Origin of the sequence: Lactococcus sp. S-13 (genome assembly GCF_004210295.1) — a bacterium.
In the GTDB taxonomy this organism is placed as follows: domain Bacteria; phylum Bacillota; class Bacilli; order Lactobacillales; family Streptococcaceae; genus Lactococcus.
Genome location: NZ_SDAK01000001.1, coordinates 1,443,441 through 1,459,782, shown reverse-complemented (window position 1 = coordinate 1,459,782; position 16,342 = coordinate 1,443,441). Strand labels below are relative to the sequence as shown.

Sequence of the window (16,342 nt, the reverse complement as noted above, 5' to 3'; positions counted from 1 at the left end):
GTACAAAATTTTAAAGGAGAAACTCACAAAATGGGTCGTAGTCTTAAAAAAGGACCTTTCGTCGATGAGCATTTGATGAAAAAAGTCGAAGCTCAAGTTATCGCCGAAAGAAAATCTGTGATCAAAACTTGGTCACGCCGTTCTACAATTTTCCCTAACTTTGTAGGACTTACAATTGCCGTTTACGACGGTCGCAAACACGTACCAGTTTACGTTCAAGAAGATATGGTTGGACACAAACTCGGTGAATTTGCACCAACTCGTACATACCGTGGTCACGCTGCTGACGACAAGAAAACACGTCGCTAATAGGAGGAGAATAAAATGGCAGAAATTACTTCAGCTAAAGCAACTGCAAAAACAGTTCGCGTTTCACCTCGTAAGACTCGTCTTGTTATCGATCTTATCCGCGGGAAACGTGTTGCAGATGCAATTGCAATCTTGAAATTTACACCGACTAAAGCTGCTGTAGAAGTTGAAAAAGTACTTAATAGTGCTATCGCTAATGCAGAAAATAACTTTGGTCTTGAAAAAGCTAACTTGGTAGTAAGCGAAACATTTATTAACGAAGGACCAACAATGAAACGTTTCCGTCCACGTGCCAAAGGTTCAGCTTCACCAATTAACAAACGTACAGCTCACATCACTGTAGTTGTAGCTGAGAAAGAATAAGGAGGTAAAAACGTGGGTCAAAAAGTACATCCAATTGGTATGCGTGTTGGCGTTATTCGCGATTGGGATGCCAAATGGTATGCTGAAAAAGAATATGCGGATTACCTTCACGAAGACTTGGCAATTCGTCAACTTATCCAAACTAAACTTGCTGATGCTTCAGTATCATTGATTGAAACTGAACGCGCAATCAACAAAGTTATCGTAACTTTGCACACAGCAAAACCTGGTATGGTTATTGGTAAATCAGGAGCTAACGTTGATGCACTCCGTGCAGAACTCAACAAACTCACTGGTAAACAAGTTCACATCAACATCGTTGAAATCAAAAAACCTGATTTGGACGCTCATCTTGTTGGTGAAGGAATTGCTAAACAACTCGAAGCACGTATCGCTTTCCGTCGTGCTCAAAAACAAGCTATCCAACGTGCAATGCGCGCTGGTGCTAAAGGGATCAAAACTCAAGTTTCTGGTCGTTTGAATGGTGCTGATATTGCCCGTGCTGAAGGATATTCAGAAGGTACAGTTCCACTCCACACACTCCGTGCGGACATCGACTACGCTTGGGAAGAAGCAGACACAACTTACGGTAAACTCGGCGTTAAAGTTTGGATTTACCGTGGTGAAGTTCTCCCTACTAAAAAATCTGTGAAAGGAGAAAAATAATCCATGTTAGTACCAAAACGTGTAAAACACCGTCGTGAATTCCGCGGTAAAATGCGTGGTTATGCTAAAGGTGGCGATACAGTATCATTCGGTGAATTTGGTCTTCAAGCGACTACTTCACACTGGATCACTAACCGTCAAATCGAAGCAGCCCGTATTGCTATGACTCGTTACATGAAACGTAACGGTCAAGTTTGGATTAAAATCTTCCCTCACAAATCATACACAGCCAAAGCTATTGGTGTGCGTATGGGTTCAGGGAAAGGTGCTCCTGAAGGATGGGTTGCTCCAGTTAAACGTGGCGTTGTCATGTTTGAATTGGGCGGCGTAAGTGAAGAAGTGGCACGCGAAGCGTTGCGTCTTGCTTCACACAAACTTCCTGTAAAAACTAAATTTGTGAAACGAGGTGAAGCGTAATGAAATTGAGCGAAACTAAATCACTTCTTAAAGACTTGCGCGCTTTGTCAGTTGAAGAATTGACAGCTCGTGAAGCAGAATTGAAAAAAGAATTGTTTGATCTTCGTTTCCAAGCAGCAGCTGGTCGTCTCGAAAACACAGCAAAGCTTGACGAAGTTAAGAAAACTATTGCACGCGTAAAAACTGTGCAAGCTGAATTGAACAAATAATAGGTCAGGAGAAACTATAAATGGAACGCAATCAACGTAAAGTTTATCAAGGCCGCGTGGTTTCAGACAAAATGGATAAAACTATCACAGTTGTCGTAGAAACTAAACGTAACCACCCTGTCTATGGTAAACGTATCAATTATTCTAAAAAATATAAAGCTCACGACGAAAATAACTCTGCAAAAACTGGCGATATCGTTCGCATCATGGAAACTCGTCCTTTGTCTAAAGACAAACATTTCCGTCTTGTAGAAATCGTTGAAGAAGCAGTTATTATCTAAGCAAAAACTAGGAGGAATATAGCATGATTCAAACAGAATCTCGTTTGAAAGTTGCAGATAACTCAGGTGCTAAAGAACTTTTGACTATCCGTGTTCTCGGTGGTTCATCACGTAAGTTCGCTGGTATCGGTGATATCATTGTAGCTACAGTAAAATCAGCTGCCCCTGGTGGAGCAGTTAAAAAAGGTGATGTTGTGAAAGCAGTTATCGTTCGTACTAAATCTGGTGCGAAACGTGCTGATGGTTCATACATCAAATTTGACGAAAATGCAGCAGTACTTATCCGTGATGACAAAACTCCTCGCGGAACACGTATCTTTGGCCCTGTCGCTCGCGAACTTCGCGAAGAAGGCTACATGAAGATCGTGTCACTTGCTCCAGAAGTACTCTAATCAAGCATCATAGAATATGATTTTGGCAAGTGATTATCTTGACAGAATCATATTTTACTGTTACTATTAACAGCATAGTCCCCTGAACTCGAAGGGTTCAGGGTGCCCGTATGGGCGTAAGAAAGGAATCAAATATGTTTGTAAAAACTGGTGATACAGTTAAAGTTATCGCAGGTAAAGACCGCGGTACAACTGGTAAAGTAATCAAAGCTTTGCCAAAAGTGAATAAAGTCATTGTTGAAGGTGTTGCTATCATGAAGAAACACCAAAAACCAAATGCAGAAAACCCAAATGGCGCGATTCTTGAAATCGAAGCACCTATCCACGTTTCTAACGTTCAAGTGCTTGACAAAAATGGTGTTGCTGGTCGCGTAGGTTACAAATTTGTTGACGACAAAAAAGTTCGTTTCAACAAAAAATCTGGCGAAATTTTAGACTAAGGCGGAAAGGAGAAATAATATGACTAATCGTTTGAAAGAAAAATATACTAACGAAGTAGTATCAGCATTGACTGAAAAATTCAACTACACTTCAATCATGGCTGTGCCAAAAGTTGATAAAATCGTTATCAACATGGGTGTTGGAGATGCTGTAAACAACTCTAAAAACCTTGATAAAGCTGTTGCTGAATTGGCTTTGATCTCTGGTCAAAAACCATTGATTACTAAAGCTAAAAAATCAGTCGCTGCTTTCCGTCTTCGTGAAGGTATGGCTATCGGTGCGAAAGTTACACTTCGTGGCGAACGCATGTACGAATTCTTGGACAAATTGGTTACTGTTTCACTCCCACGTGTACGTGACTTCCACGGTGTATCAAACAAAGCGTTTGACGGTCGCGGTAACTACACACTTGGTGTGAAAGAACAATTGATTTTCCCAGAAATCAACTATGATGATGTTGATAAAGTTCGTGGTATGGATATTGTTATCGTAACAACTGCTAACACTGACGAAGAATCACGTGAATTGCTTGCTAAACTTGGCATGCCGTTCGCTAAATAAGGTAGGGAGAATACATAAATGGCTAAGAAATCTATGGTTGTTAAAAACCAACGCCCTGCAAAATTCTCAACACAAGCTTATACTCGTTGCGAACGTTGCGGACGTCCACATTCAGTTTACCGCAAATTCAAACTTTGCCGTATCTGTCTTCGCGAATTGGCTTACAAAGGTCAATTGCCAGGCGTTAAAAAAGCTTCATGGTAATTTGTTAATTATCGTGTAACGAATAAAAATTACTGACAGAATTTCTGTCAGTAATTTTTTTGTATCTAGAATTCTTATGATAGAGAAAACGTTTTCTAGGGTGTGGAATAAAAGTAATAATTTGCTATAATGGCTGAAGAATAGGAGAAATTTATGGAAAAGAAATTTGTTAAAATCAAAAAATATGTAACAGTTTCTGTAATTTTTTTAGGCGCTTTAGCGACTTTAACAGCTTGTAGTAGTGGGAGTAAAGAAAGTAAAAAAACTGAGCATTCTAGTTCGTCACAAAGTACAAAAAGTAAGGGAAGTCTCCCAAGCAGTAGTTCACAATCTTCAAGTATAAGTACGAGTTCAAGTTCAACTAGTCAGTATGAGGTTGCTAATAGTTCACAAATTCTTGCAGGTAACTATTCTTCCTTAAACGGAACATGGCAGACTACTGACGGAAGTGGCAAAGCTGTTCTGAAAAATGGTACCATCATTTTTAGTTCAGAATATCAAAGAGTTATATCTGGGCCACAATCAAAGAATGGGATTATTATTGCCGGTGCTGTGAATCTTGGGAAATACATGGGGTTCATGTTTGCTGCGGCTAACAGCTCGCCAACTTTTGCAAACTCTTCACAAACGGATAAAACAGATAGGACAAAAGATAGATTTGCAATAACTTCAGATGATGAGGGTTTGGAAATATTTGATACTAACCCAATGTCATTTTTTTACAAGATAAGTAATGATACAACAAGTCCGAATTCGTAAGCTAGGATGAAAGTTGCTGACAGAAATTCTGTCAGTATTTTTTTATAGAAAAAGCCATGACACACCCGAAAACATTGTAAAGAAAAGTGTTGACATGGCGCGGAAGTTTTGCTATACTAATTAAGTTCGGTCTTTTTATGAAAAGACCTCATTAATTTGAAAGTGGGATTTGAACAAGCCCAAACTACAAATAAGGAGAAATTATCACTATGGTAATGACTGACCCAATCGCAGACTTCTTGACTCGTATTCGTAACGCTAATATGCGTAAATTCGATGTTGTTGAAGCACCTGCATCAAAAATCAAACGTCAAATCGCTGAAATCCTCAAAGCTGAAGGTTACGTGAAAGACGTTGAATACGTTGAAGATAACAAACAAGGCGTTATCCGCGTTTTCCTTAAATACGGCAAAAACGGCGAAAAAGTTATCACTAACTTGAAACGTATCTCAAAACCAGGTCTTCGCGTTTACGTGAAATCTGACGATGTTCCTAAAGTTCTTAACGGACTTGGTACAGCAATCATCTCAACATCTACTGGTGTCGTAACTGATAAAGTTGCTCGTCAAACAAATGTTGGTGGTGAAGTAATTGCTTACATCTGGTAAAAAGATATTTTCTTAATGCTTTAGCATTTAGAGGATTCTTTCGTAAGAGCGCGCAAGCGTTCTGGTGTACCAAAATCCACTGACAGAAATGGCAGTGGATTTAGAACAAACTTTTTAAGTCAAAATTGATTTAAAACCCGTGAAAACGGATTGCTTAGCAATCTGATAATCTAACAGGAGAAAAAACATGTCACGTATTGGTAACAAAGTCGTTGTTATCCCAGCTGGTGTTACAGTTGAACAAAACGGCGCTACAGTAACTGTTAAAGGTCCTAAAGGTGAATTGACACGTACTTTCAACGAAAACATCACGTTGAACATTGAAGGTACTGAAGCAACTTTCACTCGTCCTAACGACAGCAAAGAAATGAAAACAATCCACGGAACTACTCGTGCCCTTTTCAATAACATGGTTGTTGGTGTTTCTGAAGGCTTCTCAAAAGCTCTCGAAATGATCGGGGTTGGGTACCGTGCACAATTGCAAGGTTCAAAACTTGTCCTTTCAGTTGGTAAATCACATCCAGACGAAATCGAAGCTCCAGAAGGCATCAAATTCGTTGTTGCTAACCCAACATCTATCGTTGTTGAGGGTGTCAGCAAAGAAGCTGTTGGTCAAATGGCTGCTTACGTTCGTTCACGTCGTGCTCCAGAACCTTATAAAGGTAAAGGGATTCGTTACGTTGGCGAATTTGTACGTCGCAAAGAAGGTAAAACTGGTAAATAATCTGTTTAAGATTATAATCCGTAATTGGTGGTTTGACGTTGATCAAACTGCCAGTATTTTGTCAATGCTAACTTTGTTAGATAGACAAAAACTCCCCGCTTACTGGCACTTAGGTCAGTAAGAAAATCGATGGCAAAAACTATCGAAATTTAAAATATTATAGAGGTAGAATTGTGATTTCTAAACCAGATAAAAACAAACTCCGCCAAAAACGCCACACACGCGTTCGCGGAAAAATTTCAGGTACATCTGAAACTCCACGTTTGAACGTTTTCCGTTCAAACACAAACATTTATGCACAAGTTATTGATGACGTTGCGGGCAGCACACTTGCATCAGCTTCATCACTCAAATTGACTGGTACTAAAACTGAACAAGCCGCAGAAGTTGGTAAACTCGTTGCTGAAGCTGCTAAAGCTAAAGGCGTTGAAGAAGTTGTCTTCGACCGCGGTGGTTACCTCTATCACGGACGTGTTGCAGCACTCGCTACAGCAGCTCGTGAAGCTGGATTGAAATTCTAAGGAAAGGGGTAATTAAACATGGCAGAAAACAGAAGAAATGATCGCGAACAAAGCGAATTTGAAGAACGCGTAGTTTCAATTAACCGCGTTACTAAAGTTGTTAAAGGTGGACGTCGTCTTCGCTTTGCAGCACTTGTTGTTGTTGGTGACCGTAACGGTCGCGTAGGTTTCGGTACTGGTAAAGCTCAAGAAGTTCCTGAAGCTATCCGTAAAGCAATCGAAGCAGCTAAGAAAAACCTTATTACAGTTCCTATGGTAGGTACTACACTTCCTCACGAAGCACTTGGTGTCTTCGGTGGTGGTAAAATCCTCCTTAAACCAGCTGTAGAAGGTGCTGGAGTTGCCGCAGGTGGTGCCGTTCGTGCCGTCCTCGAACTCGCTGGTGTTGCTGACGTAACATCAAAATCACTCGGTTCAAACACACCAATCAACGTTGTTCGTGCAACTGTTGACGGATTGAACCAATTGAAACGTGCAGAAGAAGTTGCCGCATTGCGTGGTAAATCTGTATCAGATTTCGCCTAAGGAGGACAAAATGGCTCAAATTAAAATTACATTGGTAAACTCACCAATCGGCCGTATCCCTGCTCAACGCAAAACTGTAAAAGCACTCGGTCTTGGTAAACTCAACAGCTCAGTAGTAAAAGAAGGAACACCTGCTATTCTTGGTATGGTTAACTCTATTTCTCACTTGGTTAAAGTTGAAACAGAAGCATAATTAGTTATAAGAAAAATCTGTCAGTATTGACAGATTTTTTTTAATAACAGTTGCTATTTCAGCCTGAATTTAGTAAAATAGGAGAGTCTGTAAAGACAAAAATTTAATATGAAGTATCGGCGAGTTTATTTTTCACGTTCCTTACATGGAAAATAGGCGACAAGCAAGGTACAAAATAAGGAGAAAAAAATGGAACTTCATTCATTGAAAGCTGCTGAAGGCAGCCGTAAAGTACGTAATCGTGTAGGTCGTGGTACATCATCAGGTAACGGTAAAACATCTGGTCGTGGACAAAAAGGTCAAAAATCTCGTTCAGGTGGCGGAGTTCGCCCTGGTTTTGAAGGTGGACAAACTCCATTGTTCCGTCGTATGCCAAAACGTGGTTTCTTGAATGTTAACCGTAAAGAATACGCAATCGTTAACCTCGAAACTTTGAACCGTCTTGAAGATGGCGCTACTGTTTCAGCTGAAACTCTTGTAGCTGCTAAAATCGTTAAAGATGTTAAATCAGGTATCAAAGTGCTTGCTAACGGCGAATTGACAGTTAAAAACTTGAAAGTTAAAGTTGCTAAAGTATCTGCTGCTGCTAAAGCTGCAATCGAAGCTGCTGGCGGTTCTGTAGAAGAAGCATAATTTTTTCACATTTCAATTAGCGGTTGAGGATTCAGCCGCTTATTGTCTATTTTATAAGTAAAACGCTTTAAGGAGGTTTTATGTTCTTTAAAACACTTTGGGAAGCACTTAAGATAAAGGATGTTCGCGCAAGAATTTTCTTTACGATTTTTATTCTTTTTGTTTTCCGACTTGGAGCCCATGTCACTGTACCTGGGGTTAATGTTCAAAACTTAGCTGCGGTAAGCGATTTGCCATTCTTGAACATGATGAACTTGGTTTCTGGTAATGCGATGCAAAACTATTCGCTATTTGCGATGGGGGTTTCGCCTTACATCACAGCATCAATCATTGTGCAGCTTTTACAAATGGACATCTTGCCAGTTTTTGTGGAATGGTCAAAACAAGGGGAAATTGGTCGTCGTAAATCAAATCAAGCGACACGCTATATCACTTTAGTACTTGCCATGGCGCAATCTATCGGGATTACCGCTGGTTTCCAAGCAATGAGTACGTTGAACATTGTTCAAAATCCAAATTGGCAAAGTTATTTGATGATTGGTGCACTTTTAACCACTGGATCAATGATTGTTACTTGGATGGGTGAGCAAATTAATGAAAAAGGTTTTGGTTCTGGGGTATCAGTTATCATCTTTGCTGGGATTGTTTCAGGAATTCCTTCAGCAGTCAAATCTGTTTATGATGAAAAATTCTTGAATGTTCGTCCTTCAGAAATTCCAATGTCTTGGGTATTTGTTATCGGTTTAATTTTGGCAGCAATTATCATCATTTATGTCACAACCTACGTGCAACAAGCAGAACGTAAAGTGCCTGTTCAATATACCAAGTTGACTCAAGGGGCGCCAACAAGCTCTTATTTGCCACTTCGTGTCAATCCAGCTGGGGTTATCCCTGTTATCTTTGCTGGATCAATCACAACTGCTCCGGCGACTATTTTGCAATTCTTGCAACGCTCGCAAGGCAACAATGTGGGTTGGCTTGCTGATTTGCAAAATGCACTCTCTTATACTACTTGGACAGGAATGCTTTTTTATGCCCTGCTAATCATTCTCTTTACTTTCTTCTATTCGTTCGTTCAGGTCAATCCTGAGAAGATGGCTGAAAATCTGCAAAAGCAAGGTTCTTACATTCCATCTGTTCGTCCAGGGAAAGGAACTGAAAAGTATGTTTCACGGCTTTTGATGCGTTTAGCCACAGTTGGTGCGCTTTTCCTTGGTTTGATTTCAATCATTCCTATTGCGGCACAAAATATTTGGGGACTCCCTAAAATTGTCGCTCTTGGGGGAACATCACTCCTGATTTTGATTCAGGTTGCGATTCAAGCGGTAAAACAACTTGAAGGATATTTGCTCAAACGTAAATATACAGGATTTATGGATAATCCACTTGAAACAAAATAAAATCTTGCCTTTGGCAAGGTTTTTCTTTATTTTTTGACAAAAATAAGCTAAAATGGTTAAGTAAAACACAGAGAATTTGCTGACGAAAACTGATAATAAATCCGTCAGTAAATTAGTAGAGTAAAATCAGGAGAAAACAAAATGAATTTGTTAATTATGGGACTTCCAGGTGCTGGTAAAGGAACACAAGCAGAATTTATCGTTAAAAATTATGGTGTAAACCATATTTCAACAGGTGATATGTTCCGCGCAGCGATGAAAAATGAAACAGAAATGGGCAAACTTGCTAAATCTTTCATTGACAAAGGTGAGCTTGTTCCTGACGAAGTGACAAATGGTATTGTTAAAGAACGTTTGGCTCAAGATGACATCAAAGCACATGGTTTCTTGCTTGATGGCTACCCACGTACGATTGATCAAGCCTATGCTCTTGACAAAATGCTTGGTGAGCTTGAGATTAAACTTGATGCAGTAGTTAATATTAAAGTTAATCCAGACATTTTGGTTGACCGCTTGAGTGGCCGTTATATCTGCCGCAATTGTGGGGCGACATATCATAAAATTTTCAATCCAACGAAAGTTGAAGGCACTTGTGATGTTTGTGGTAGCCATGATCTTTACCAACGTGCTGACGATGTTCCAGAAACAGTAAAAAATCGTCTTGACGTCAACATCAAAGAATCTGCACCAATCATTGCACATTATACTGAACTTGGATTGGTTAAAGATATTGAAGGTGAGCAAGAAATTAGTAAAGTCACTGAAGATATTAAAAAAGTATTGGGTTAAGCTGATAAATTGTCCTCCATAGGAGGACTTTTTTGCTGACGGATTGCATTTATAGAAATCCGTCAGTAAATTAGAAAGCATGAAACACCCGAAAACATTGCCATGAACGCTTTTATAAGCTTGTTCATGCAAAAAATGGAAGAAAGCTAGAAAAATAAAGGCTTTTTTGATAGAAAGACTTGCATTTATGGTCAAAAAGTGCTAAAATACATAAGTCCGACTTTTTAGATATATTGATATCTTTCGGGAAACTTTTAAGGAGGTACTTTTGCTTGGCAAAAGATGATGTAATTGAAGTAGACGGCAAAGTCGTTGATACAATGCCGAATGCTATGTTCACTGTTGAACTCGAAAATGGTCACCAAGTCTTGGCGACGATTTCAGGAAAAATTCGTAAGAATTATATCCGTATCTTGCCTGGGGACAAGGTTCAAGTTGAACTCTCACCATACGATTTGACACGAGGACGCATTACTTACCGCTTTAAGTAATTCGGACGTTCATTGAGTGCGTATGCACAGTAACCATTAGAAAGGAAGACACAATGAAAGTAAGACCATCAGTTAAACCAATCTGCGAATACTGTAAAGTAATTCGTCGTAACGGTCGTGTAATGGTAATTTGCCCTGTAAATCCAAAACACAAACAACGTCAGGGATAGAAAGGAAATAGAAAAATATGGCTCGTTTTGCTGGAGTTGATATTCCAAACGAAAAACGCATTGTTATTTCATTGACATACGTTTACGGTGTTGGACTTCAAACATCTAAAAAAGTACTTGCAGCTGCAAGTGTTTCAGAAGATATTCGTACAAAAGATTTGACATCTGATCAAGAAGATGCGATTCGTCGTGAACTTGATGGACTCAAACTTGAAGGAGATCTTCGTCGCGAAGTGTCACTTAACATCAAACGTTTGATGGAAATTGGTTCTTACCGTGGTATGCGTCACCGTCGTGGACTTCCTACACGTGGACAAAACACTAAGAACAACGCTCGTACACGTAAAGGTCCTGCTAAATCAATCGCAGGCAAGAAAAAATAATTAGATAGAAAGGAGTTAAAATGCCAAAAATTACACGTAAACGTCGTGTTAAAAAGAATATTGAATCAGGTATCGTTCATATCCAATCAACATTCAACAACACAATCGTTATGATCACAGACGTTCATGGTAACGCCCTTGCATGGTCTTCAGCCGGTGCACTTGGTTTCAAAGGTTCTAAAAAATCTACACCATTCGCCGCTCAAATGGCTTCAGAAGCTGCTGCTAAAGCTGCTCAAGAGCAAGGTTTGAAAACTGTATCAGTTACTGTTAAAGGTCCTGGTTCAGGTCGTGAATCAGCTATTCGCGCACTCGCAGCAGCTGGTCTTAATGTAACATCTATCAGTGATGTGACTCCTGTACCTCACAATGGTGCACGTCCTCCAAAACGTCGTCGTGTATAATTAGTCACTCTTGTCACTAATCACTTTTCGCTTTAGAGGAGAATATACATGATTGAGTTTGAAAAACCAAAAATTACTAAATTTGACGAATCAGAAAATTACGGTAAATTCGTTGTTGAACCACTTGAACGTGGTTATGGTACAACTTTAGGTAACTCTCTGCGTCGCGTCCTTTTGTCATCACTTCCTGGTGCTGCTGTGACTTCAATTCAAATTGAAGGTGTTCAACACGAATTCGCAACAATCCCTGGCGTACGTGAAGATGTCATCCAAATCGTTCTTGCGGTTAAAGGAATTGCCATCAAATCATACGTAGAGTCTGAAAAACAAATTGAACTTGACGTAACTGGCCCTATGGATGTTACTGCTGGTGATATCTTAACGGATAGCGACATTGAAATTGTCAACAAAGACCATTACTTGTTCTCTATTGCTGAAGGTCACTCAATGCGTGCTGTAATGACTGTTAAAAAAGGATACGGCTATGTTCCAGCCGACGAAAATAAAGTCGATGGAGCGCCTATTGGCACAATTGCTGTAGACTCACTTTACACACCAGTAAGCAAAGTGAATTATCAAGTAGAACCTGCCCGTGTTGGTGGAGATTCTAGCTACGATAAATTAACACTTGAAATTACTACAAACGGTACTATCGTTGCTGATGATGCTTTGTCACTCTCTGCAAAAATCTTGACAGACCACTTAGGCTTGTTTGTTGATTTATCAGAAGTTGCTGCTGAAGCTGAAACACTCGTTGTTAAAGACGAAGTGAAAACAGAACGTGTGCTCGATAAAATTATTGAAGAAATGGACTTCTCAGTTCGTGCCTACAATGGTTTGAAACGTGCAGGTATCAACACTGTTGCTGATATTGTTGAAATGAGCGAAGCTGACATGATTAAAGTCAAAAACCTCGGTCACAAATCAGTAGAAGAAGTCAAAGTTAAATTGACTGAATTGGGACTTTCCCTTAAAAAAAGAAAATAATACAGGAGGAAACAAATGAGCAATCGTAAACTTGGACGTACATCTTCACAACGTAAAGCTATGCTTCGTGATTTGACTACTGACTTGATTATCAACGAAACAATCGTTACAACTGAAGCTCGTGCTAAAGAAGTTCGTCGTACAGTAGAAAAAATGATTACGCTTGGTAAAAAAGGTGATCTTTCAGCTCGTCGTGCAGCAGCAGCTTACGTACGTAACGAAATCGCAATCAAAGATTTCAACGAAGAAACTGAAACTTTCCCAACTGCGCTTCAAAAATTGTTCAGCGATCTTGCTAAACGCTATGAAGGACGTAACGGTGGTTACACTCGTATCCTTAAAGTAGAACCACGTCGTGGTGATGCAGCGCCTATGGCAATCATTGAATTGGTTTAATCTAATTAAATCTTGAAGTAAAATCTAAATTGAGTGTTATGATGTTGGCGGGGGTTCTGTGGACGTATGTGTTGAGTTGTAATGGACTCTCTTTCGCGTCAGCCTTGCTTATAGTCTAGCTCTGTCGATTAGACTGACTATTCCTTAATCAGCCTAATCAGACCACTCAATTTAAACCGCCGTTGTAGCTCAGTCGGTAGAGCAGCACCATGGTAAGGTGAAGGTCGACAGTTCGATTCTGTTCAATGGCATCAATAAACAAAAAAGTGAAATCAGCCAAAAGGCTTTTTTCTTTGCCGAAATTTCATTGATTTTCCAGAGAATTTGCTGACGAAATGAGAAAAAATGCTGACGGAAGTGCAAAATGAAATCCGTCAGCATTTTCTCTGATAAAATTAAAATTTTCCAGCCCCAAACAAGATTTTATCAGAAAAAAAGCATATAATAAGAGAGAAAAGGCTTACAAGTGGAGGTTGACGCAATGAAAATCCAAACGCTGAAAAAATTGATTGATGGAGCAATGGAAAGCGGAAAAGCAGAGTATCAGGCTTGGCGAATTGATTTTAGAAATAATGAGTTACTGATTTCCCATAATGGCGGGCCTTGTGCGCATTTTGTGATTCAAGGCTACGAGAAGGGCTATATGGTTTACGATGGCACCTGCTCAGCGACAGAAAGTTTAGTCTTAGATCAGATTGATCTTTATATGCTTGGCGAATTGCACTGATTTTTTCTCTTGTGCTAGGCGACAGCGGGATTTTTGTTGCGCTAAAAATTAGCAAGAGGAGCCCTTTTTTACTGATGAATGATTAGTCAACCCCAAAATAAAATTCCGTCAGCATTTTCTCTCTGACCAAAATACTGACGAAAAAATAAGCAGGACAATCCGGCAAAAATATGATAAAATGAGAGAGCAAAACATCCTTTATCGTAATTATTACAGCGGATTATCCGCTTTTTTGTTACATTTGAATAAAATTTACGTACTAGTATATGGAGGGAAAATGGCAAAGAAAAAATCATCCTTTATTTGTCAAAATTGTGACTATAAATCAGCCTCATATCTCGGACGCTGTCCAAACTGTGGAGAGTGGTCTTCCTTCGTTGAGGAAGTGGAAGTTCAAGAAGTGAAGAACCAACGCATCTCAATGACCGGAGAACGCTCAAAACCCATGAAACTGGACGAAGTCGAACTTTTTGACACACCCAGAATCGAAACAGACCTTGACGAATTCAATCGCGTATTAGGTGGTGGTGTTGTCCCAGGCTCCCTTGTTTTAATTGGAGGTGATCCAGGTATTGGTAAATCCACCTTGCTCTTGCAAGTATCCACCCAGCTTGCCTCACGAGGTCGTGTGCTTTATGTGTCTGGTGAAGAATCTGCCCAACAAATCAAGCTCCGCGCAGAACGTTTAGGCGATATTGACCGCGACTTTTACCTTTATGCTGAAACCAATATGCAGTCCATCCGCGCAGAAGTCGAACGGTTGAAACCCAATTTCTTGATTATTGACTCAATTCAAACCATTATGACGCCAGAAATCCAGTCCACACAAGGTTCAGTCAGTCAAGTGCGCGAGGTAACTGGTGAATTAATGCAAATTGCCAAAACAAATAATATTGCCACGTTCATCGTAGGTCACGTAACCAAAGAAGGTCAACTTGCTGGCCCTCGGATGCTAGAACATATGGTGGATACTGTTCTTTATTTTGAAGGAGAGCGAAACAATACTTTCCGAATCTTGCGAGCCGTCAAAAATCGTTTTGGTTCAACAAATGAAATTGGGATTTTTGAGATGCAAGGGCATGGACTAGTCGAAGTAACCAACCCCTCAGAAGTGTTTTTAGAGGAGCGCCTAGAAGGTTCAACCGGTTCAGCTATCGTTTGTGCACTAGAAGGCACACGACCTATCTTGGTTGAAATTCAAGCCTTGACAACTCCGACAATGTTTGGAAATGCCAAAAGGACTACTTCCGGTCTCGATTTCAACCGAGTGAGCTTGATTATGGCTGTTCTTGAAAAAAGAGCAGGCTTATTGCTGCAAAATCAAGATGCCTATCTCAAATCTGCGGGAGGCGTCAAATTAGACGAACCAGCAATCGATCTTGCTGTCGCCGTTGCCGTTGCCTCAAGCTACAAAGAACTCCCGACAGATGCGCGTGAGTGTTTTATCGGAGAGATTGGCTTGACTGGCGAAATTCGGCGGGTCACTCGTATTGAACAGCGTTTAAACGAAGCAGCAAAATTAGGCTTTAAAAAAGTCTATGCCCCTAAAAATTCCATATCAGGAATTGAAATTCCTGAAAATCTTGTAGTGATTGGTGTAACAACCCTAACAGAGTGTTTAAAAAAAGTTTTTGGCTAATTCTGATAAAGAGAAGCTCATGACGGAATATTACGACACGTTTTATAAAATACTTTCACTTTTTACAAAACTTAAAATACAGTGATAATCAAGGTTGAGGCTTGTTTGTCGAGTGATGATGTGATAAAATTGTAAAGCTTATAAAGCGATTTTTAGAGCACAGAAGTATAAGCTGGGAGAATGAAAAGATGGAATTGAAAAAACTTTATATCGTATCATGCGTAGCAGGGGCGCTTTTAAGTGTTGGATTAGGAGCAAAAGTTTTTGCAGATAACTATTGGCAAGGGCATGGAGAAGTTGAAGCGATTAACGAAGATATCGACACACTATCAACAAGACTCCACAGTCGAGATAGTGAAATCGTTCAATTAAATTCTAATCTATCAGTTGCTAAAAATTCAGCTCAATCGTTCAGTTCACAAGTAACAAATTTACAACAACAACTGACTCAATCAGAACAAGCAAGTCAGGCAAAAGAAAATGAAAATCAACGTAAACTTACGGAGAGCAATCAGCATCTTGCCGTACTCAATCAACAACTGGTGACAGTTAGTCAGCAGCTTGAAGTCGCCAATCAAAAATCTGCAAGCGATGATCAGACCATCGCTGCAAATGCTCAAGCACTAGCTGATAAGCAAAATGAATTAGACACAGCCAACCAAACAATTATTTCAGATGCTCAAGCTCTGTCAAGTAAACAAAGTGAAGTAGATACAGCCAACCAAACAATTGCTAATCTCCAACAACAAATCAAAGATTTACAACAAGTAGCAACCCAAGCACAGCAACCAGCATCACAAACAACTCCAACACCCCAAGCACAAGAACCAGTAGTACAAACAACTCCAACAACTTCAGAATACCCAGCATGGAATCCTAAACAAACATATAATGGTGGGGGAAATGATCGTCGAAATGGAGATAAGGTAACTTATGAAGGAAAAACTTACATTGCCAATTGGACTGTAACAGGAGGAGCAACACCAGATAAAGTTGGCCCTTATGGTGCATGGTCGCTTCTGGCAAACTAATTTAAGGAATAATAGGTACTCCAATGAGAGTAAGATTAAATTCTCTCATGTTTATATAAGTAATATTAAAGCTCCTTGTGTTATAATTAACACAGGGCTTTTTTGTAAGCCCAATCATT

28 protein-coding genes and 1 tRNA gene are annotated in these 16,342 nt (G+C 39.8%); all 29 read left to right on the top strand.

Annotation, left to right across the window (positions count from 1 at the left end):
• Nucleotides 1-30 precede the first annotated feature (30 nt).
• The 29 genes from rpsS to EQJ87_RS07115 all read left to right on the top strand — a co-directional run bounded on the left by rpsS (nt 31) and on the right by EQJ87_RS07115 (nt 16,223).
• Complete coding sequence (gene rpsS / locus EQJ87_RS07255) at nt 31-309, top strand: 30S ribosomal protein S19 (protein ID WP_130123987.1); 279 nt, start codon at nt 31-33, stop codon at nt 307-309.
• Nucleotides 310-324: 15 nt separating this feature from the next.
• Complete coding sequence (rplV, locus tag EQJ87_RS07250; RefSeq protein ID WP_130123986.1) at nt 325-672, top strand: 50S ribosomal protein L22; 348 nt, start codon at nt 325-327, stop codon at nt 670-672.
• A 12-nt stretch (nt 673-684) separates the two neighbouring features.
• A complete protein-coding gene (gene rpsC, locus EQJ87_RS07245) occupies nt 685-1,338 on the top strand; it encodes a 30S ribosomal protein S3 (RefSeq protein WP_003129960.1) in 654 nt (217 codons plus the stop codon).
• 3 nt (nt 1,339-1,341) lie between these two features.
• Nucleotides 1,342-1,755, top strand: a complete 414-nt coding sequence (gene rplP, locus EQJ87_RS07240) for a 50S ribosomal protein L16 (RefSeq protein ID WP_120772557.1) — start codon at nt 1,342-1,344, stop codon at nt 1,753-1,755.
• The gene (gene rpmC, locus EQJ87_RS07235; RefSeq protein WP_075525614.1) at nt 1,755-1,964 is read left to right on the top strand and encodes a 50S ribosomal protein L29; all 210 of its coding nucleotides are present in this window, start codon (nt 1,755-1,757) and stop codon (nt 1,962-1,964) included. The genes rplP and rpmC overlap by 1 nt, the downstream gene beginning before the upstream one ends.
• A 20-nt stretch (nt 1,965-1,984) precedes the next feature.
• The gene (rpsQ, locus tag EQJ87_RS07230; RefSeq protein ID WP_120772555.1) at nt 1,985-2,245 is read left to right on the top strand and encodes a 30S ribosomal protein S17; all 261 of its coding nucleotides are present in this window, start codon (nt 1,985-1,987) and stop codon (nt 2,243-2,245) included.
• Between the two features lie 23 nt (nt 2,246-2,268).
• A complete protein-coding gene (gene rplN / locus EQJ87_RS07225; RefSeq protein ID WP_130123985.1) occupies nt 2,269-2,637 on the top strand; it encodes a 50S ribosomal protein L14 in 369 nt (122 codons plus the stop codon).
• A gap of 134 nt (nt 2,638-2,771) precedes the next feature.
• Nucleotides 2,772-3,077 carry a 50S ribosomal protein L24 gene (rplX, locus tag EQJ87_RS07220; RefSeq protein WP_130124615.1) on the top strand — a complete coding sequence of 102 codons (306 nt, stop codon included), beginning with the start codon at nt 2,772-2,774 and terminating at the stop codon, nt 3,075-3,077.
• A gap of 19 nt (nt 3,078-3,096) precedes the next feature.
• Complete coding sequence (gene rplE, locus EQJ87_RS07215; RefSeq protein WP_130123984.1) at nt 3,097-3,639, top strand: 50S ribosomal protein L5; 543 nt, start codon at nt 3,097-3,099, stop codon at nt 3,637-3,639.
• Nucleotides 3,640-3,657: 18 nt separating this feature from the next.
• Nucleotides 3,658-3,843, top strand: a complete 186-nt coding sequence (locus tag EQJ87_RS07210) for a type Z 30S ribosomal protein S14 (RefSeq protein ID WP_003129946.1) — start codon at nt 3,658-3,660, stop codon at nt 3,841-3,843.
• A 153-nt stretch (nt 3,844-3,996) separates the two neighbouring features.
• Nucleotides 3,997-4,602: a DUF6287 domain-containing protein gene (locus EQJ87_RS07205; RefSeq protein ID WP_130123983.1), complete on the top strand. Its 606-nt coding sequence runs from the start codon at nt 3,997-3,999 to the stop codon at nt 4,600-4,602.
• Between the two features lie 209 nt (nt 4,603-4,811).
• Nucleotides 4,812-5,210: a 30S ribosomal protein S8 gene (rpsH, locus tag EQJ87_RS07200; protein ID WP_120772498.1), complete on the top strand. Its 399-nt coding sequence runs from the start codon at nt 4,812-4,814 to the stop codon at nt 5,208-5,210.
• Between the two features lie 187 nt (nt 5,211-5,397).
• A complete protein-coding gene (rplF, locus tag EQJ87_RS07195) occupies nt 5,398-5,934 on the top strand; it encodes a 50S ribosomal protein L6 (RefSeq protein ID WP_130123982.1) in 537 nt (178 codons plus the stop codon).
• A gap of 173 nt (nt 5,935-6,107) precedes the next feature.
• Nucleotides 6,108-6,455 (top strand): 50S ribosomal protein L18, encoded by a 348-nt coding sequence (gene rplR, locus EQJ87_RS07190; RefSeq protein WP_130123981.1) that lies wholly within the window; start codon nt 6,108-6,110, stop codon nt 6,453-6,455.
• An 18-nt stretch (nt 6,456-6,473) separates the two neighbouring features.
• The gene (rpsE, locus tag EQJ87_RS07185; protein ID WP_003129922.1) at nt 6,474-6,980 is read left to right on the top strand and encodes a 30S ribosomal protein S5; all 507 of its coding nucleotides are present in this window, start codon (nt 6,474-6,476) and stop codon (nt 6,978-6,980) included.
• 10 nt (nt 6,981-6,990) lie between these two features.
• The gene (gene rpmD / locus EQJ87_RS07180) at nt 6,991-7,173 is read left to right on the top strand and encodes a 50S ribosomal protein L30 (protein ID WP_130123980.1); all 183 of its coding nucleotides are present in this window, start codon (nt 6,991-6,993) and stop codon (nt 7,171-7,173) included.
• Nucleotides 7,174-7,362: 189 nt separating this feature from the next.
• A complete protein-coding gene (gene rplO / locus EQJ87_RS07175) occupies nt 7,363-7,806 on the top strand; it encodes a 50S ribosomal protein L15 (protein WP_130123979.1) in 444 nt (147 codons plus the stop codon).
• An 80-nt stretch (nt 7,807-7,886) separates the two neighbouring features.
• Complete coding sequence (gene secY, locus EQJ87_RS07170; protein ID WP_130123978.1) at nt 7,887-9,206, top strand: preprotein translocase subunit SecY; 1,320 nt, start codon at nt 7,887-7,889, stop codon at nt 9,204-9,206.
• Between the two features lie 141 nt (nt 9,207-9,347).
• On the top strand, nt 9,348-9,995 hold the full coding sequence (locus EQJ87_RS07165) for an adenylate kinase (protein ID WP_130123977.1): 648 nt from the start codon (nt 9,348-9,350) through the stop codon (nt 9,993-9,995).
• Nucleotides 9,996-10,267: 272 nt separating this feature from the next.
• A complete protein-coding gene (gene infA / locus EQJ87_RS07160) occupies nt 10,268-10,486 on the top strand; it encodes a translation initiation factor IF-1 (protein WP_003130554.1) in 219 nt (72 codons plus the stop codon).
• Between the two features lie 53 nt (nt 10,487-10,539).
• A complete protein-coding gene (rpmJ, locus tag EQJ87_RS07155) occupies nt 10,540-10,656 on the top strand; it encodes a 50S ribosomal protein L36 (protein ID WP_014024193.1) in 117 nt (38 codons plus the stop codon).
• A 17-nt stretch (nt 10,657-10,673) separates the two neighbouring features.
• Complete coding sequence (gene rpsM / locus EQJ87_RS07150) at nt 10,674-11,039, top strand: 30S ribosomal protein S13 (RefSeq protein WP_130123976.1); 366 nt, start codon at nt 10,674-10,676, stop codon at nt 11,037-11,039.
• A gap of 20 nt (nt 11,040-11,059) precedes the next feature.
• Entirely contained in the window at nt 11,060-11,443 is a 384-nt protein-coding gene (gene rpsK, locus EQJ87_RS07145; protein WP_075525626.1) for a 30S ribosomal protein S11, read from the top strand.
• Nucleotides 11,444-11,491: 48 nt separating this feature from the next.
• Entirely contained in the window at nt 11,492-12,430 is a 939-nt protein-coding gene (locus EQJ87_RS07140) for a DNA-directed RNA polymerase subunit alpha (protein WP_130123975.1), read from the top strand.
• 15 nt (nt 12,431-12,445) lie between these two features.
• Nucleotides 12,446-12,826 (top strand): 50S ribosomal protein L17, encoded by a 381-nt coding sequence (rplQ, locus tag EQJ87_RS07135; RefSeq protein WP_130123974.1) that lies wholly within the window; start codon nt 12,446-12,448, stop codon nt 12,824-12,826.
• A 178-nt stretch (nt 12,827-13,004) separates the two neighbouring features.
• A tRNA-Thr gene (locus tag EQJ87_RS07130) sits at nt 13,005-13,077 on the top strand.
• Between the two features lie 230 nt (nt 13,078-13,307).
• The gene (locus EQJ87_RS07125; protein WP_130123973.1) at nt 13,308-13,553 is read left to right on the top strand and encodes a hypothetical protein; all 246 of its coding nucleotides are present in this window, start codon (nt 13,308-13,310) and stop codon (nt 13,551-13,553) included.
• A gap of 277 nt (nt 13,554-13,830) precedes the next feature.
• Nucleotides 13,831-15,192, top strand: a complete 1,362-nt coding sequence (gene radA, locus EQJ87_RS07120) for a DNA repair protein RadA (protein WP_130123972.1) — start codon at nt 13,831-13,833, stop codon at nt 15,190-15,192.
• Nucleotides 15,193-15,380: 188 nt separating this feature from the next.
• Nucleotides 15,381-16,223 (top strand): hypothetical protein, encoded by an 843-nt coding sequence (locus EQJ87_RS07115; RefSeq protein WP_130123971.1) that lies wholly within the window; start codon nt 15,381-15,383, stop codon nt 16,221-16,223.
• Nucleotides 16,224-16,342: the final 119 nt, after the last annotated feature.

Coding starts and splice junctions, on each gene's coding strand:
- rplO (WP_130123979.1), top strand. CDS start 7,363: ATGGAACTTCATTCATTGAAAGCTGCTGAAGGCAGCCGTAAAGTACGT.
- rpsQ (WP_120772555.1), top strand. CDS start 1,985: ATGGAACGCAATCAACGTAAAGTTTATCAAGGCCGCGTGGTTTCAGAC.
- secY (WP_130123978.1), top strand. CDS start 7,887: ATGTTCTTTAAAACACTTTGGGAAGCACTTAAGATAAAGGATGTTCGC.
- rpsK (WP_075525626.1), top strand. CDS start 11,060: ATGCCAAAAATTACACGTAAACGTCGTGTTAAAAAGAATATTGAATCA.
- EQJ87_RS07140 (WP_130123975.1), top strand. CDS start 11,492: ATGATTGAGTTTGAAAAACCAAAAATTACTAAATTTGACGAATCAGAA.
- rplX (WP_130124615.1), top strand. CDS start 2,772: ATGTTTGTAAAAACTGGTGATACAGTTAAAGTTATCGCAGGTAAAGAC.
- rpsS (WP_130123987.1), top strand. CDS start 31: ATGGGTCGTAGTCTTAAAAAAGGACCTTTCGTCGATGAGCATTTGATG.
- EQJ87_RS07125 (WP_130123973.1), top strand. CDS start 13,308: ATGAAAATCCAAACGCTGAAAAAATTGATTGATGGAGCAATGGAAAGC.
- EQJ87_RS07205 (WP_130123983.1), top strand. CDS start 3,997: ATGGAAAAGAAATTTGTTAAAATCAAAAAATATGTAACAGTTTCTGTA.
- EQJ87_RS07115 (WP_130123971.1), top strand. CDS start 15,381: ATGGAATTGAAAAAACTTTATATCGTATCATGCGTAGCAGGGGCGCTT.
- EQJ87_RS07210 (WP_003129946.1), top strand. CDS start 3,658: ATGGCTAAGAAATCTATGGTTGTTAAAAACCAACGCCCTGCAAAATTC.
- radA (WP_130123972.1), top strand. CDS start 13,831: ATGGCAAAGAAAAAATCATCCTTTATTTGTCAAAATTGTGACTATAAA.
- rpsM (WP_130123976.1), top strand. CDS start 10,674: ATGGCTCGTTTTGCTGGAGTTGATATTCCAAACGAAAAACGCATTGTT.
- rpsH (WP_120772498.1), top strand. CDS start 4,812: ATGGTAATGACTGACCCAATCGCAGACTTCTTGACTCGTATTCGTAAC.
- rplF (WP_130123982.1), top strand. CDS start 5,398: ATGTCACGTATTGGTAACAAAGTCGTTGTTATCCCAGCTGGTGTTACA.
- rpmJ (WP_014024193.1), top strand. CDS start 10,540: ATGAAAGTAAGACCATCAGTTAAACCAATCTGCGAATACTGTAAAGTA.
- rplP (WP_120772557.1), top strand. CDS start 1,342: ATGTTAGTACCAAAACGTGTAAAACACCGTCGTGAATTCCGCGGTAAA.
- EQJ87_RS07165 (WP_130123977.1), top strand. CDS start 9,348: ATGAATTTGTTAATTATGGGACTTCCAGGTGCTGGTAAAGGAACACAA.
- rplE (WP_130123984.1), top strand. CDS start 3,097: ATGACTAATCGTTTGAAAGAAAAATATACTAACGAAGTAGTATCAGCA.
- rpsE (WP_003129922.1), top strand. CDS start 6,474: ATGGCAGAAAACAGAAGAAATGATCGCGAACAAAGCGAATTTGAAGAA.
- rpmC (WP_075525614.1), top strand. CDS start 1,755: ATGAAATTGAGCGAAACTAAATCACTTCTTAAAGACTTGCGCGCTTTG.
- rplV (WP_130123986.1), top strand. CDS start 325: ATGGCAGAAATTACTTCAGCTAAAGCAACTGCAAAAACAGTTCGCGTT.
- rpmD (WP_130123980.1), top strand. CDS start 6,991: ATGGCTCAAATTAAAATTACATTGGTAAACTCACCAATCGGCCGTATC.
- rplN (WP_130123985.1), top strand. CDS start 2,269: ATGATTCAAACAGAATCTCGTTTGAAAGTTGCAGATAACTCAGGTGCT.
- rplQ (WP_130123974.1), top strand. CDS start 12,446: ATGAGCAATCGTAAACTTGGACGTACATCTTCACAACGTAAAGCTATG.